Origin of the sequence: Pantoea sp. MBLJ3, from assembly GCF_000816655.1 — a bacterium.
In the GTDB taxonomy this organism is placed as follows: domain Bacteria; phylum Pseudomonadota; class Gammaproteobacteria; order Enterobacterales; family Enterobacteriaceae; genus Pantoea; species Pantoea eucalypti.
The window spans coordinates 344,382-359,902 of sequence record NZ_JSUT01000002.1; the positions used below are offsets into that span (position 1 = coordinate 344,382).

The 15,521-nt window shown below is 54.3% G+C and carries 13 protein-coding genes; 3 read left to right on the forward strand and 10 right to left on the reverse strand.

All coding sequences use genetic code 11. The annotated features are described in order from the left end of the window. The first annotated feature begins 9 nt into the window (after positions 1 to 9). Together NP77_RS02600 and NP77_RS02605 are read left to right on the forward strand one after the other, a co-directional pair. Positions 10 to 888: a U32 family peptidase gene (locus NP77_RS02600; RefSeq protein ID WP_039658935.1), complete on the forward strand. Its 879-nt coding sequence runs from the start codon at positions 10 to 12 to the stop codon at positions 886 to 888. Between the two features lie 120 nt (positions 889 to 1,008). Next, positions 1,009 to 2,019 (forward strand): luciferase-like monooxygenase, encoded by a 1,011-nt coding sequence (locus NP77_RS02605; protein WP_003851053.1) that lies wholly within the window; start codon positions 1,009 to 1,011, stop codon positions 2,017 to 2,019. Here the strand turns inward: NP77_RS02605 and NP77_RS02610 are convergent, their stop codons facing one another. Beyond that, the gene (locus NP77_RS02610) at positions 2,020 to 2,940 is read right to left on the reverse strand and encodes an AraC family transcriptional regulator (protein WP_003851054.1); all 921 of its coding nucleotides are present in this window, start codon (positions 2,938 to 2,940) and stop codon (positions 2,020 to 2,022) included. 176 nt (positions 2,941 to 3,116) lie between these two features. Here NP77_RS02610 and NP77_RS02615 point away from each other — a divergent pair, with 176 nt between their 5' ends. Continuing rightward, positions 3,117 to 3,863: an SDR family NAD(P)-dependent oxidoreductase gene (locus NP77_RS02615; protein ID WP_008925425.1), complete on the forward strand. Its 747-nt coding sequence runs from the start codon at positions 3,117 to 3,119 to the stop codon at positions 3,861 to 3,863. Between the two features lie 55 nt (positions 3,864 to 3,918). Here NP77_RS02615 and NP77_RS02620 read toward each other — a convergent pair whose 3' ends face one another. The 9 genes from NP77_RS02620 to nusA all read right to left on the reverse strand — a co-directional run bounded on the left by NP77_RS02620 (position 3,919) and on the right by nusA (position 15,502). Further along, positions 3,919 to 5,847: a DEAD/DEAH family ATP-dependent RNA helicase gene (locus NP77_RS02620; protein WP_003851058.1), complete on the reverse strand. Its 1,929-nt coding sequence runs from the start codon at positions 5,845 to 5,847 to the stop codon at positions 3,919 to 3,921. Between the two features lie 16 nt (positions 5,848 to 5,863). Beyond that, positions 5,864 to 5,920 (reverse strand): protein YrbN, encoded by a 57-nt coding sequence (gene yrbN, locus NP77_RS24040; protein ID WP_098053093.1) that lies wholly within the window; start codon positions 5,918 to 5,920, stop codon positions 5,864 to 5,866. A gap of 105 nt (positions 5,921 to 6,025) precedes the next feature. Continuing rightward, complete coding sequence (nlpI, locus tag NP77_RS02625; protein ID WP_003851059.1) at positions 6,026 to 6,910, reverse strand: lipoprotein NlpI; 885 nt, start codon at positions 6,908 to 6,910, stop codon at positions 6,026 to 6,028. 129 nt (positions 6,911 to 7,039) lie between these two features. Then, entirely contained in the window at positions 7,040 to 9,175 is a 2,136-nt protein-coding gene (gene pnp / locus NP77_RS02630; protein WP_003851060.1) for a polyribonucleotide nucleotidyltransferase, read from the reverse strand. Between the two features lie 310 nt (positions 9,176 to 9,485). Then, the gene (gene rpsO, locus NP77_RS02635) at positions 9,486 to 9,755 is read right to left on the reverse strand and encodes a 30S ribosomal protein S15 (protein WP_003851063.1); all 270 of its coding nucleotides are present in this window, start codon (positions 9,753 to 9,755) and stop codon (positions 9,486 to 9,488) included. Between the two features lie 131 nt (positions 9,756 to 9,886). Beyond that, a complete protein-coding gene (gene truB, locus NP77_RS02640) occupies positions 9,887 to 10,831 on the reverse strand; it encodes a tRNA pseudouridine(55) synthase TruB (protein WP_039658939.1) in 945 nt (314 codons plus the stop codon). Further along, complete coding sequence (rbfA, locus tag NP77_RS02645; protein WP_033731320.1) at positions 10,831 to 11,238, reverse strand: 30S ribosome-binding factor RbfA; 408 nt, start codon at positions 11,236 to 11,238, stop codon at positions 10,831 to 10,833. The genes truB and rbfA overlap by 1 nt, the downstream gene beginning before the upstream one ends. A 65-nt stretch (positions 11,239 to 11,303) precedes the next feature. Further along, a complete protein-coding gene (gene infB, locus NP77_RS02650; protein WP_003851068.1) occupies positions 11,304 to 13,997 on the reverse strand; it encodes a translation initiation factor IF-2 in 2,694 nt (897 codons plus the stop codon). Positions 13,998 to 14,014: 17 nt separating this feature from the next. Then, a complete protein-coding gene (nusA, locus tag NP77_RS02655; protein WP_003851070.1) occupies positions 14,015 to 15,502 on the reverse strand; it encodes a transcription termination factor NusA in 1,488 nt (495 codons plus the stop codon). Between the last annotated feature and the right edge of the window lie 19 nt (positions 15,503 to 15,521).

Below are 15,521 nucleotides of genomic sequence, written 5' to 3' on the forward strand. Positions count from 1 at the left end.
GGAGTCATGATGCAATATGCCCTTGGGCCGGTGCTCTGGTACTGGCCAACCGATACGCTGGAAGATTTCTATCAACAGGCTGTCCGCAGTCGCGCAGATATTATCTATCTCGGCGAAGCGGTGTGCAGTAAACGCCGCGCCACGCCCTATGCGCGCTGGATGGATCTGGCCCGCGAAGTCGCGGCCAGCGGCAAACAGGTGGTACTGAGCACGCTGGCATTGCTGCAGTCACCCTCTGAGCTGAAAGAGCTGCAGCGTTACGTTGAGAACGGCGAGTTTCTGATTGAAGCCAATGATATCGGCGCGGTCAATATGGTCGCTGAACGTCACCTGCCTTTTGTCGCGGGCCCGACGCTGAATGTCTATAACGCTGACACGCTACAACTGCTGGTCAAAGAGGGCATGACGCGCTGGTGTATGCCGGTGGAGATGTCCCGTGACTGGCTGCTACAGCTGCTGGAGCAGTGCGAGAGACGAGGTATCCGGCAGCAATTTGAGGTGGAGGTGCTGGGCTACGGTCATCTGCCGCTGGCGCTCTCGGCGCGCTGCTTCACCGCCCGCTCGGAAAACCGCGCGAAAGATGACTGCGAAACCTGCTGCATCAACTATCCAGCAGGCCGTCGCGTTAACTCTCAGGAGGGACAGCAGGTGTTCGTCCTCAATGGCATTCAGACCATGAGCGGCTACTGCTATAACCTGGGTAACGATCTGGCCGGTATGCGCGATCGGGTTGATTGTGTCCGGCTGTCGCCGCAGGGTGTCACGACGCTGGCAGAGATCGACCGTTTCCGCGCCAATGAAAACGGCCAGGCACCGTTAATGGTCGCGAAAGGCAGCGATTGTAACGGTTACTGGCGCAAACTGGCGGGTATGACGCTGGTCTCCTGAGTAAAAGCACATACCGGCTATATTCCTGCACAGGTTAGCAGTTTTAATAGAAGGAATGATGCGTAATACTTAATGGTGCAGGCCTTCACTTAATGCCTGCGCCATTCAACGGGAGTAGTCATGTCTGATAAAAAACCTCTTCGCCTGTCCGTACTGGATCTTGCGCCGATTCCACAGGGCGCGACCGCACGGGATGCGTTCCATAATTCACTGGCGCTGGCGCGTCAGGCGGAAAAACTGGGTTTCGAACGCTACTGGCTGGCTGAACATCACAACATGACAGGGATTGCCAGCGCCGCGACGTCAGTGCTGATTGGCTATCTGGCGGCGAATACCGAGACCCTGAGGCTGGGATCCGGCGGGATCATGCTGCCTAACCATGCGCCGCTGGTCATCGGCGAGCAGTTTGGCACGCTGGCTTCCCTCTATCCTGGGCGTATTGATCTCGGCTTAGGTCGTGCGCCAGGTTCTGACCAGCGCACCATGATGGCGCTGCGCCGTCATCAGGCCAACATGCATATCGACACCTTTCCCGAAGATGTCGCTGAACTGATTAACTGGTTCGATGCTGACGCGGATGCGCAGCTGCCAGTGCAACCGGTGCCCGGTCTGGGTCTGAAAATTCCGGTCTGGCTGCTCGGCTCCAGTCTTTACAGCGCACAGCTGTCAGCAAAAATGGGCCTGCCGTTTGCGTTTGCCTCCCACTTTGCGCCTGACCAGCTGTTCCAGGCCCTGCACGTCTATCGCGAGAACTTCAAGCCATCGGCGCGTCTCGACAAACCTTATGCCATGGTCTGCATTAATGTGGTTGCCGCTGATAATGAGCGGGATGCACGTTTCCTGTTTACCTCAATGCAGCAGCAGTTTATTAACCTGCGCCGCGGCAAACCGGGCCCGCTACCGGCACCGGTTGAAAACATGGATAACCTCTGGTCACCGTCAGAACAATATGGTGTTCAGCAGGCGCTCAGCATGTCACTGGTCGGCGATATTGATAAGGTGCGTCATGGGCTGGCCTCACTGATGCGTGAAACCCAGGCGGATGAGATTATGGTCAACGGCCAGATTTTTGACCGCGATGCGCGCCTCAAATCCTTTGCCATTGCGATGGAAGCGGCAAACAGCCTCTAATCAGTTTTGCGGTGGGCGGCGGGTCTCCGTGCTCACCGCCAGTTCACGGCTGTCCCTCGCCGGTGATTGCCCATACAGGCGGCGATACTCCCGGCTGAACTGTGACGCGCTCTGATACCCCACCCGATAACCTGCCGTACCGGCATCCAGCTTTTCAACCAACATTAAACGCCGTGCCTCATTCAGCCGAAGCTGTTTCTGGTATTGCATCGGCGTCATGGCAGTGACGGCTTTGAAGTGATGATGCAGTGAAGAGATACTCATGCCGACATTACTGGCAAGCTGATCGATTTTCAGCGGCTGATGAAAATTCTCCCGCAGCCAGCGTGCAGCCTGTGCCACCCGACTGCCCGGCCGCTCAGCCAGCGCCATGTTTAAAATCCGCGAGCCTTCTGGCCCGGTCAGCAACCGGTAGAAAATCTCCTGCTCAATGAGCGGAGCCAGAGCATCAATATCTTCGGGATGGTCAAGCAGGCGTACCAGTCGAATGACCGCATCCACCAGCAAAGGTGAGACTTTGTGTACGGTGACGCCGCGTTCATCAGGTGCGATCGCCAGCGGCAGCGCGGGAGGAAACTTTTCAAGATAGCGCCTCAGCCGGGATTCATTGATGGCAATACCAATCCCCAGATTCGGCTTTTCCGGCGTGGCGACAGTCACGCAGGCGCGTACCGGCATATCGAGTGTCACCAGCAGCAGATCACCCGGCCCATAGTGCAGCACCTCATCACCCATATGCAGCGCTTTACTGCCCTGCGCCACCAGCGCAAAACTGGCCCATTGAGCAAAGTGCATGGGCTCAGTGGGCGCTGAAACCCGGCCAAAAAACAAGCAATCGATGGCACTGGAATGCCGGCCATCCTCCGGCGCATGACGGGCAATTAACTGTGCCAGCGCCTGCCACTTATCACTCTCTGTCACTCTGTTCTTCCCCCTCCTGCTCGCTGTGCTGATATTACCTGACCTCCGGCCAAATACCTGTTGCGATAAGGCACTTTTGCAGGATTGTGCAAAAAGCTTGCAGGATTGCGCTACCCGCTTCTCAGCACCAGCGCGCATAGTCTTTCGACGCAATCATTACGGCGGAGAATGACATAATGAAAGCACTGCAGAACAAAATCGCACTGGTGACCGGCGCCTCGAAAGGCATAGGTGCGGCGATTGCTATCGCCTTTGCCGCAGCGGGCGCACGCGTCGTGGTCAATTATCGTCAGGATGAAGTCGGGGCCGCTGACGTAGTCAGCGATATCATCACCCTGGGCAGTGAAGCCGTGGCAGTTCAGGCAGATATCTCTCGCCTGCGGGATGTGGAACGACTGTTCGCCACCACCGCAGACTGTTTCGGCGCACCTGACATTGTGGTGAACAATGCAGGCAGCTTTCATCACGGCGAGTTTGAGGCGCTGACACAGGAGGAGATGCAGCAGCAAATTAACGTTAACCTGCTCGGCACGCTGATGGTCTGTCAGCAGGCGATTCGCCACTTCCCCGCGCACGGCGGCAGCATTATTAACCTCAGCGCCCTTAACAGTAAAAACAGCACGCCGGGCTCCGTACTCTGGGCAGCCACCAAAGGTGCGGTGGATACCCTGACTCAGGGACTGGCGCGCGAGCTGGGTGCCAGGAACATACGGGTTAACGCCCTGGCGCCTGGCATGATCCTGACTGAGGGATTACTGGCAGCGAAGAGGATGAGTCCGCAGCTCAAAGCGCAGCTGCTGGCGGCTACGCCGCTGGGGCGTTTTGGTCTGCCAGAGGATGTCGCGCAGGTGGCGCTTTTTCTGGCCTCTGAGGAGTCCGCCTATGTCAGCGGAGAGCGCGTCATGATTAGCGGCGGTGCCTGACGGGCATAAAAAAAGGGAAGCCAGTGGCTTCCCTTTTTACTACGACGCTAAGTCGTTATGCATCACGACGACGTGGAGCGGCAGCTGCGCCTTCTTCACGACGTGGACCACGGCTACCTTCACGGTTAAATGTACGTCCACCGCCTTCACGACCACCTTCACGGCGTTCAGAAGAGAAGCGACGACCACCTTCACGGTTAGCTGCGCCCGGACCGCCAGCACCTGGACCACGACGCTCACCGCCAGCTGGACGACGATCACCACGGCCTTCGTTTGGCTGTGCATCACCCAGCAGCTGCATATTCATCGGTTTGTTCAGAATACGCGTACGGGTGAAGTGCTGCAGCACATCGCCTGGCATGCCTTTCGGCAGCTCGATAGTTGAGTGGGTGCCAAACAGCTTGATGTTACCGATATAGCGGCTGCTGATGTCGCCTTCGTTAGCGATAGCGCCAACAATGTGACGAACTTCAACACCATCATCGCGGCCTACTTCAATGCGGTACAGCTGCATTTCACCAACGTCACGACGTTCGCGACGTGGACGGTCGCCATCACGGCTTTCGCGGTTTTCACGCGGAGCACGATCGCCACGCGCTTCACGGCTGTCACGACGGCCATCACGCTCGTCACGATCGCGGTATTCGCGACGTGCAGGACGTGGTGCTTCTGGTGGCAGAATCAGAGGACGTTCGCCCTGTGCCATCTTCAGCAGTGCAGCTGCCAGTGTTTCCAGATCCATTTCATCTTCAGGCTGCATTTTAGCCAGCAGAGCACGGTACTGATCCAGATCGCTGCTTTCCAGCTGCTGCTGTACTTTCGCGGCAAATTTAGCCAGACGACGCTCACCCAGCAGTTCTGCGTTAGGCAGTTCAACTTCAGGAATGGTCAGCTTCATTGTACGTTCGATGTTACGCAGCAGACGACGCTCGCGGTTCTCAACGAACAGCAGCGCACGGCCAGCACGACCGGCACGACCGGTACGGCCGATACGGTGAACGTAAGACTCTGAATCCATCGGGATGTCGTAGTTCACAACCAGGCTGATGCGCTCAACGTCCAGGCCACGGGCCGCAACGTCGGTTGCAATCAGGATGTCGAGACGACCATCTTTCAGGCGTTCCAGCGTCTGCTCACGCAGTGCCTGGTTCATGTCACCGTTCAGCGCGGCGCTGTTATAGCCACTACGCTCCAGCGCTTCTGCCACTTCAAGCGTCGCGTTTTTAGTACGCACGAAGATAATAGCAGCATCAAAGTCTTCAGCTTCCAGGAAGCGAACCAGTGCATCGGTCTTACGACCATAAGCAGTCCAGTAGCTCTGGCTGATATCAGGACGCGTGGTCAGGCTTGACTGAATACGCACTTCCTGTGGATCTTTCATGAAGCGTTTAGTGATACGACGAATCGCTTCCGGCATAGTTGCAGAGAACAGCGCAGTCTGATGATCCGCTGGAATCTGTGCCATGATGGTTTCAACGTCTTCGATGAAGCCCATACGCAGCATTTCATCAGCTTCATCCAGCACCAGACCACGCAGGTTAGACAGGTCTAACGTACCGCGTTTCAGGTGGTCAAGCAGACGACCAGGCGTACCTACAACAACCTGTGGACCCTGACGCAGTGCGCGCAGCTGCACGTCATAACGCTGGCCGCCGTAAAGGGCGACGACGTTCAGGCCACGCATGTGTTTAGAGAATTCGGTAACTGCTTCAGCAACCTGTACCGCCAGTTCGCGGGTAGGTGCCAGCACCAGGATCTGTGGCGCTTTAACAGTAGGATCAATGTTGTGTAACAGCGGCAGAGAGAAAGCCGCAGTTTTACCACTCCCGGTCTGCGCCATGCCTAACACGTCACGGCCCGCCAGCAGGTGAGGAATACACTCAGCCTGGATTGGGGATGGCTTTACGTAGCCCATGCCATTCAGTGATTCAAGGATGTCGGCGTTCAGGCCAAGGTCAGCAAAAGTGGTTTGAATATCAGTCATGTAGTACACGTGCCTCTTAGATTGCGGCGGCCAGTCTACATAACTCGTCGTGAAAACTTTCAGTCATTTTCATCAAAAAGTGTGAACCGGCTCAAATTAAAAGTTTTGACGAACAGAAAAGCCTTCATCCTTTAAGATGATGACTTAACAGGTTTTACAGGCAAATTAAGTTCGTCAGCTATTGCTGGTCAGATTCTGATAAATCGTCTTGTGCCTGGCCGAGTTGCGCCAGTTCCAACAATGCGTATCGGTGTTCAACAAAGTTATTGACGTTGTTGGCCACCGCCAGTTTGAACAACGCTTTCGCGTCGTCCTTCTCCCCCAGACTTAGGTAGTACTTACCTAAATAGAAGTTGGTTTCACTGAGATGTTCAGCGAGCGAGGTGTTATCCGTTGCGTCCGCCTTGAGACTTTCCATCAACGTTTTCTCGTTGATATCTCCAAGGTAGAACTCGACAATATTCCATCCCCATTGATCTTTCGCCGCTTTGTCGTAACGCTGTTGAAGCGCCACTTTTGCCTTGTCAGCATCCATCTCACGTTCAACGAGATAGAGCCACAGACTGCGGAAAGGATCGTTAGGATCGTCTTGATAAAACGCCAGCAGATCATCTTGCGCTAACTTGTATCGACCGCCGTAATAGAGGGCGATACCACGGTTTAAATGCGCATAGTTGTAAGTTGGATCAAGCTCAAGTACAGAATCAAACGCGTCATAGGCGGCATCAAAGTTGCCCGCCTGCGTTAAATATATGCCTAAGTAGTTAAACACTTCGGGCATATCTGGTCTTATAGACAGCGCTTGCGAAAAATCGTTCCGCGCTAATGCCCGCAGACCTAAACTATCATACAACACTCCGCGCTCATATAACAGCTGTGCGCGTTCATCATCGGTGAGAGCGCGACTGGCAAGAATTTGTTCCATGCGCGCCAGTATCACTTCCTGCTGCAGTGTGGGCTGTAAAGGCACTGCAAGAACTTCGTTCTTACGCCAATTGGAGTTGCTGCATCCTGCCAGCGTCAAAGCTGTCGCAACAAAACACCAGCGCAGAAAAGGCTTCATTTCCCACTCCCGAATACAAACATTGGGATAACCATCCTGTCATCCGCCTGCTGTGCACAAGGATTCCCGCCCTCGCGATGATACAAACGCCCCTCTCTGCCAGGCAAAGAGGGGCAAACCAGCAACGTCTTATTCCGCGTCAGGTGTAATCACCGCTGCAGCTTCTTCAGTCTGCGGCTTAGATTCTGTCGCTTCTTTGATGCTCAGACGTACGCGGCCCTGGCGATCAACTTCCATCACCTTAACCGGCACTTCCTGACCCATCTGCAGATAATCAGTCACTTTCTCAACGCGCTTATCAGCGATTTGTGAAATGTGAACCAGACCTTCTTTACCACCACCGATAGCGACGAAGGCACCGAAGTCAACGATGCGGGTCACTTTACCACTGTAAACGCGGCCCACTTCGATTTCTGCAGTGATCTCTTCGATACGACGAATCGCTTCTTTCGCTTTCAGACCATCGGTCGCAGCAATTTTAACGGTGCCATCATCTTCAATTTCAATCGTTGTGCCGGTCTCTTCGGTCAGTGCACGAATCACTGAGCCGCCTTTACCAATCACATCTTTGATCTTGTCAGAGCTGATTTTGATGGTGTAGATGCGTGGAGCAAATTCAGAAATCTCGGTACGCGGTGTGCTGATAGCCTGTTCCATAACGCCGAGGATGTGCAGACGCGCACCCTTAGCCTGGTTCAGCGCTTCCTGCATGATTTCACGCGTGATGCCTTCGATTTTGATGTCCATCTGCAGCGCGGTGATACCTTCACGGCTACCGGCTACTTTGAAGTCCATGTCGCCCAGGTGATCTTCATCGCCCAGGATGTCAGACAGAACCACAAACTTCTCATCTTCTTTCACCAGACCCATTGCGATACCCGCAACGGCGGCTTTGATTGGCACACCTGCATCCATCAGCGCCAGTGAAGCACCACAGACAGAGGCCATTGAAGAAGAACCGTTAGATTCGGTGATTTCAGACACTACACGCACGGTGTAAGGGAAATCTTCCGCTTTTGGCATAACGGCTAACACGCCACGTTTCGCCAGACGACCGTGACCAATTTCACGGCGCTTAGGTGAACCTACCATGCCGGTTTCGCCGACAGAGTACGGAGGGAAGTTGTAATGGAACAGGAAGCTGTCGGTACGTTCGCCCATCAGCTCATCCAGGTTCTGCGCATCGCGGGTTGTACCCAGCGTGGCCGTAACCAGCGCCTGCGTCTCACCACGGGTGAACAGTGATGAACCATGGGTACGTGGCAATACGCCAGTACGCACGTCCAGACCGCGGATCATATCTTTTTCACGGCCATCGATACGTGGCTCGCCATTCAGGATACGGGTACGAACGACGGTTTTTTCGAGGCTATGCACGATATCGCCGATTTCTGAACCATCCAGCGTTTCATCTTCAGCCAGCAGAGCAGCAATGGTTTCGTCTTTAATGACGCCAACCTGCGTGTAACGCTCCTGCTTGTCAGTGATGCGGTAAGCATCGCTGATGCGCGCTTCTGCCAGGGCAGCAACACGAGAAATCAGTGCGGTGTTAGCCGCTTCTGGCTGCCAGTCCCAGCGTGGTTTGCCAGCTTCTGCAACCAGGGCATTGATGTTTTCGATAACAATCTGCTGCTGATCGTGGCCAAAGACCACAGCGCCCAGCATCTGCTCTTCTGACAGGATCTCAGCTTCAGATTCAACCATCAGAACGGCATTCTGCGTACCCGCAACAACCAGATCCAGACGAGACTGTTTCAGCTCATCTGCAGTTGGGTTCAGAACATATTGATCGTTAATATACCCTACGCGCGCTGCACCGATTGGGCCATTGAACGGCAGACCTGACAGCGCCAGCGCGGCAGAAGCACCCATCATCGCAACGATGTCCGGGTGAACCTGTGGGTTAACAGAAACCACGGTTGCAATAACCTGGACTTCATTAACAAAGCCTTCCGGGAACAGTGGACGAATCGGGCGGTCAATCAGACGCGAAATCAGCGTTTCGCCTTCGCTTGGACGGCCTTCACGACGGAAGAAGCTGCCTGGGATACGACCAGCAGCGTAAGTACGCTCCTGATAGTTTACGGTCAGTGGAAAGAAGTCCTGACCTGGTTTAGATTTTTTCTGACCTACAACAGTGACGAACACTGCAGTATCGTCCATGCTCACCATTACAGCGGCAGTCGCCTGGCGAGCCATCATGCCGGTTTCCAGCGTGACGGTATGTTGACCATATTGGAATTTGCGTACGATCGGATTCAGCAAAGTCAAAGTCCTTAACTTCGGGGCATGGCTATCTGTAGCCCGCCATTGATTACCAATCTTCAGCTGCATCCTCGCGACTAATGACAACCCTCGACCGCCTCTGCGGTAAAGCCTCTCATTAGCCGCGCGAAATTCTGCAAACTAAAGATCACACTAAGCAACAATACATCAGTTTGGACCGGATTGCTGCCGATTGCTCGAAAAAAGGGGCCATAAAGGCCCCCTCTTCACGAAACTCGCACAAATCTGATCGTAAGCTGCACACAGTGCAAAAAACCACATAATGCCCCGACGATCAGATTTTTCAGACTTAGCGACGCAGACCGAGACTTTCAATCAGGCTGCTGTAGCGTGCAACGTCTTTACGCTTCAGGTAGTCCAGCAGCTTACGACGCTGAGATACCATGCGCAGCAGACCGCGGCGGCTGTGGTGGTCTTTTTTGTGCTCAGAGAAGTGACCCTGCAGATGGGTAATCTGCGCGGTCAACAGGGCAACCTGAACTTCGGTTGAACCGCTGTCGTTAGCACCACGGCCATATTTAGCAACGATCTCTGCTTTAGCTTCTACGCTTAGAGACATAATAAACTCCGGTAATAAATGAATGTATGGGTGCCGATCTCTAATTCAGCATCCCGCTTTAAAGCCGCACTATTCTACTCTGCGCCTGATAGCAACGCAAATGCCCCATCAGCGAAAAGTGGCCGCACGACTTAATCCTGATACTCAACCACTAAACGACGCGGCGCAAGACGCCCATCAGCGGCAATTTCTGCCATGCCGATAAACTTACGCGCTTCGCCTTCTGATACCCTGACCAGTCCCTGTGCAGGCGCATTACTCGCCTGTACTGGCTGTCCCAGGCGGAACAAATCTGCCACGGCAGTCGGGATATTCACTTCAGGGAAATCAGAGGCCGGGCTGTCCATTGGCAGCAGCAGCGGATCAAGCTGCGATTCCAGTGAGATGCCAGCGTCAGTGGCTTCCGCCAGCAGGGTATTGAGCTGCTCCAGCGTCACCATCCTTTCATAGGGATAACGGGCAACCTGCACACGACGCAGCATGGTGACATGCGCACCGCATCCCAGCTTTTCACCCAGATCATCAATGATGGTGCGGATATAGGTGCCTTTGGAGCAGTGAATTTCCAGCTCCAGCTCATTATCCTGCCAGCGAATAAACTGCAGCTCATAGACCGTAATCGGACGCGGTTCACGCTCGATCACAATGCGCTGACGCGCATATTCATACAGCGGACGACCCTGATGCTTCAGCGCCGAAAACATTGAGGGCACCTGCAGCGTATCGCCGCGGAAGCTCTCCAGGGCGCTATCGAGTTCGGCCTGACTGAAGCTGACCGGACGCGTCTGCACGATGTTGCCATCGGCGTCTGACGTGTCAGTCCGCTCGCCCAGTCGGGCTATCACACGGTAGCGTTTGTCGGAATCCAGCAGATATTGAGAAAACTTGGTTGCTTCACCCAGGCAAATTGGCAACATGCCAGTGGCCAGGGGATCAAGCGCGCCGGTGTGTCCTGCGCGATTAGCGTTGAAGATACGCTTTACTTTCTGCAGGACATCATTCGACGAGACGCCTTGTGGCTTATCCAGCAACAACACGCCATGGACGTCGCGACCGCGACGACGCGGACGACTCATTACGCCTCCTCGTCATCGCCAGTGGCGTCCGGACCACGACGTTCAGCATCATTCTTCACAACGCTGGTGACGAGATTGGACATACGCATCCCTTCAACTAACGAGTTATCGTAGAAGAAGGTCAGCTCAGGCACGATGCGCAGACGCATCGCTTTACCCAGCAGAATGCGAATATAACCTGACGCTTCTTTCAGCGCTTTCAGGCCATGTTTAATGGCATCTTCATCTTTGTCGTTAAGGAAAGTGACGAACACTTTTGCGTAGGCAAGATCGCGTGACACTTCAACGCCAGACACCGTGACCATCATGCCAAGACGTGGATCTTTAATCTCACGCTGCAGGATCATCGCAATCTCTTTTTGCAGCTCTTGTGAAACGCGCTGCGGGCGACCAAATTCTTTCGCCATCATTATTTCTCCCAAATAATTCGGGAGGCCAGAGGCCTCCCAAATTGCAACACATCAGCAGTCTATTACTCGATGGTGCGTTTAATTTCGATGATTTCAAACACTTCGATCATATCGCCAACGCGAACGTCGTTGTAGTTCTTCACGCCGATACCGCACTCCATGCCGTTACGCACTTCGTTGACGTCATCTTTAAAGCGACGCAGAGATTCCAGCTCGCCTTCGTAAATCACCACGTTGTCACGCAGGACACGGATTGGATTGTGACGTTTGATGTTACCTTCCGTCACCATACAACCGGCAATGGCGCCAAACTTCGGTGATTTGAATACGTCGCGGACCGCAGCCAGACCAATGATCTGCTGTTTGTACTCTGGTGCCAGCATACCGCTCATCGCCGCTTTAACTTCGTCAATCAGGTTATAGATGACAGAGTAGTAGCGCAGATCCAGGCTTTCTGCGTCAATGACGCGACGCGCAGAGGCATCGGCACGAACGTTGAAGCCAAGCAGAATGGCGTTAGAAGCAGCCGCCAGGGTCGCATCGGTTTCGGTAATCCCGCCGACGCCTGAACCCACAATCTTCACCTTCACTTCATCGGTGGAGAGTTTCTGCAGAGAATCAGAGATGGCTTCGACAGAACCCTGAACGTCAGCTTTCAGAACGATGTTCAGTTCAGATACTTCGCCTTCGGTCATGTTAGCAAACATGTTCTCGAGCTTAGATTTCTGCTGGCGAGCCAGTTTAACTTCGCGGAATTTGCCCTGACGATAGAGTGCAACTTCGCGTGCTTTCTTCTCGTCACGTACCACAGTCGCTTCATCACCCGCAGCCGGCACACCGGACAGGCCCAGAATCTCAACCGGGATAGACGGACCCGCTTCCATGACTTCGCGACCCAGTTCGTCACGCATTGCACGAACACGGCCATATTCGAAACCACAAAGAACGATGTCGCCTTTGTTCAGCGTACCTTCACGTACCAGCACGGTGGCAACCGGACCACGACCTTTGTCGAGGAACGATTCAATCACCACGCCGCTCGCCATACCTTCACGGATAGCGGTCAGTTCCAGAACTTCCGCCTGCAGCAGGATAGCGTTTAACAGATCATCAATGCCGGTACCCGCTTTCGCAGAGACATTCACGAACATGTTTTCGCCGCCCCACTCTTCCGGAATGATACCGTACTGAGTCAGTTCGTTTTTAACACGATCCGGATCCGCTTCTGGCTTATCGCACTTGTTCACGGCAACCACAACCGGCACTTTCGCGGCTTTGGCGTGCTGAATAGCTTCAACAGTCTGTGGCATTACGCCATCGTCTGCTGCAACCACCAGGATAACGATGTCGGTAGCCTGCGCACCACGTGCACGCATCGCGGTAAACGCGGCGTGGCCCGGGGTATCCAGGAAGGTGACCATACCGTTGTCAGTTTCAACGTGGTAAGCACCGATGTGCTGTGTAATGCCGCCCGCTTCGCCAGAGGCGATTTTAGTGGAGCGGATATAGTCCAGCAGAGACGTTTTACCGTGGTCGACGTGGCCCATGATGGTAACAACCGGCGCACGAGACTCCTGCGCAGCATCGGTATCACGATCGTCCATTACCGCTTCTTCCAGCTCGTTTTCACGACGCAGGGTTACTTTGTGGCCCATCTCTTCGGCAACGAGCTGTGCAGTTTCCTGATCGATCACCTGGTTGATGGTCGCCATTGCGCCCATCTTCATCATCGCTTTGATGACCAGAGAACCTTTCACTGCCATTTTGTTAGCCAGTTCGGCTACGGTAATGGTTTCGCCAATCACAACATCACGGTTAACAGCCTGCGCTGGCTTGTTGAAGCCCTGCTGCAGTGCGCTAGGTTTGCGATGCTTGCCGCCTTTACCACCACGAACCTGCGCACGCGCTTCTTCACGGTCGGTTTTGGCTTCAGAGTGTTTGTTGCCTTTTTTCGCCGGACGCGCAGCTTTAGCAGTCGTCCGCGCACGCGCACGACCTGCTTCAACCTGACGGTCGTTTTCATCTTCCGCCTGACGGGCATGGGTAGAAGTGGTGACGTGATAGTCGCCTTTATCCTCTTCTTCCGGTTTTTCCCATTCAGCTGATTTCTCTTCAGCCAGACGGCGGGCTTCTTCGGCTACGAGGCGGGCAGCCTCTTCCAGCTTACGGCGCGCTTCTTCTTCAGCTTTACGCTTCAGTTCAGCAGCTTCTGCTTCGCGACGGGCTTTGTCTGATTGCGCAGCCTTTGTCACTTCGTCGGTAGGTTGATTTGTCACTTTGTCATTTTCCGCTGCTGCACGTTTGGCCTTATCAGCGGCTTCGCGCCTTGCTTTGTCTTCGGCTTCACGTTGCGCTTTCTGTTCAGCTTCGCGACGGGCTTTTTCTTCAGCCTCGCGTTGCGCCTGCTCTTCCGCTTCACGCTGCGCCTCGGCTTCAGCTTCTGCCTGAGCTTGCTCAGACTCTGCATCACCTTTCACATAGGTACGCTTTTTGCGGACTTCAATTTGCACCGACTTACTTTTACCCCCGGTGCCTGGAATATTCAAGGTGCTGCGCGTTTTACGCTGCAACGTCAGCTTAGCTGAACCGACCTGACCGTGTTCACGGTTCAGATGAGATAGTAAGGTTTCTTTCTCTTGCTGGCTCACCGCGTCATTTTCAGACTTAGGGATACCCGCATCAGCAAATTGCTGTACCAGGCGATCGACCGGAGTCTGAATTTCTGCGGCCAGCGATTTTACGGTTACATCTGTCATGCTGTTCCTTCCTGTTATTACGCGTCATCGCCGAACCAGCAGATATTACGTGCGGCCATAATCAGCGCGCCGGCTTGTTCATCAGACAGGCCTTCAATATCCGTCAGATCGTCAACACCTTGCTCAGCGAGATCTTCCAGCGTGCAAACGCCTTTCGACGCCAGGCGGAACGCCAGCGCACGATCGAGGCCTTCAAGATTCAGAAGATCCTCAGCGGGCTCCTGATTTCCAAGACTCTCTTCTTTCGCCAGTGCCAGGGTGGTTAACGCATTTTTTGCTCGTTCACGCAGGGCTTCAATGGTCTCTTCGTCGAGGCCGTCGACTTCCAGCAGCTCGTTGATTGGCACGTATGCCAGCTCTTCCAGCGAGGAGAAGCCCTCTTCCACCAGTACGGTGGCGAACTCTTCGTCGATGTCGAGATGTTTAGTGAACATATCGATCGCTGCATGTGCTTCAGCCTGATGCTTAGCCTGCAGATCATCGACGGTCATCACGTTCAGCTCCCAGCCACTCAGCTGCGAAGCGAGACGCACGTTTTGGCCGTTACGGCCGATCGCCTGAGCCAGATTGCCAGCTTCTACGGCGATATCCATGGTGTGATTATCTTCATCAACCACGATTGACGCCACATCGGCCGGAGCCATGGCGTTGATAACAAACTGTGCCGGGTTATCGTCCCACAGCACGATATCAATACGCTCGCCACCCAGTTCACTGGAAACTGCCTGAACACGCGCGCCGCGCATGCCCACACAGGCACCGACCGGATCGATACGTTTGTCGTTGGTTTTGACTGCAATTTTAGCGCGCGAACCCGGATCACGGGCGGCTGCTTTAATTTCAATCAGTTCTTCGCCAATTTCTGGCACCTCGATCCGGAACAGTTCAATCAGCATTTCGGGTTTGGAACGCGTGACGAACAGCTGCGCGCCACGCGCTTCCGGACGTACAGAGTAGAGTACGCCACGAATACGATCGCCCGGGCGGAAGTTTTCACGCGGCAGCATATCTTCGCGCAGAATGACCGCTTCGGCATTGCTGCCTAAATCGAGGGAAATGTTGTCGCGGTTAACTTTTTTCACCACACCGGTGATGATTTCGCCTTCCTGCTCACGGAACTGATCAACCACCATTGCGCGCTCAGCTTCGCGCACTTTTTGCACGATAACCTGCTTAGCAGTCTGGGTGGTGATACGGTCAAAGGTGACCGATTCAATCTGATCTTCGACATATTCGCCCAGATTGAATGCTTCATCTTCGAAGCGGGCCGCATCCAGCGTGATCTCGCGCGTCGGCTGTGTTACCTCTTCAACGATTTCCCAGCGGCGGAAAGTATCGAAATCGCCACTGCGGCGATCAATGCTGACGCGTACCTCAATTTCCTGCTCGTACTTTTTCTTGGTCGCAGTCGCCAGCGCGCTCTCCAGCGCTTCGAAGATTTTCTCACGCGGCAGGGCTTTTTCGTTAGAAACGGCTTCTACAACAGCTAAGATCTCTTTGTTCATCCTGGTTAGCCTCAATCCG

Bases quoted from the DNA above. Each gene is read 5' to 3' on its own strand.
- NP77_RS02600 (WP_039658935.1), top strand. From the start codon at position 10: ATGCAATATGCCCTTGGGCCGGTGCTCTGGTACTGGCCAACCGATACG.
- NP77_RS02605 (WP_003851053.1), top strand. From the start codon at position 1,009: ATGTCTGATAAAAAACCTCTTCGCCTGTCCGTACTGGATCTTGCGCCG.
- NP77_RS02615 (WP_008925425.1), top strand. From the start codon at position 3,117: ATGAAAGCACTGCAGAACAAAATCGCACTGGTGACCGGCGCCTCGAAA.
- NP77_RS02620 (WP_003851058.1), bottom strand. From the start codon at position 5,847: ATGACTGATATTCAAACCACTTTTGCTGACCTTGGCCTGAACGCCGAC.
- nlpI (WP_003851059.1), bottom strand. From the start codon at position 6,910: ATGAAGCCTTTTCTGCGCTGGTGTTTTGTTGCGACAGCTTTGACGCTG.
- rpsO (WP_003851063.1), bottom strand. From the start codon at position 9,755: ATGTCTCTAAGCGTAGAAGCTAAAGCAGAGATCGTTGCTAAATATGGC.
- truB (WP_039658939.1), bottom strand. From the start codon at position 10,831: ATGAGTCGTCCGCGTCGTCGCGGTCGCGACGTCCATGGCGTGTTGTTG.
- rbfA (WP_033731320.1), bottom strand. From the start codon at position 11,238: ATGGCGAAAGAATTTGGTCGCCCGCAGCGCGTTTCACAAGAGCTGCAA.
- infB (WP_003851068.1), bottom strand. From the start codon at position 13,997: ATGACAGATGTAACCGTAAAATCGCTGGCCGCAGAAATTCAGACTCCG.
- nusA (WP_003851070.1), bottom strand. From the start codon at position 15,502: ATGAACAAAGAGATCTTAGCTGTTGTAGAAGCCGTTTCTAACGAAAAA.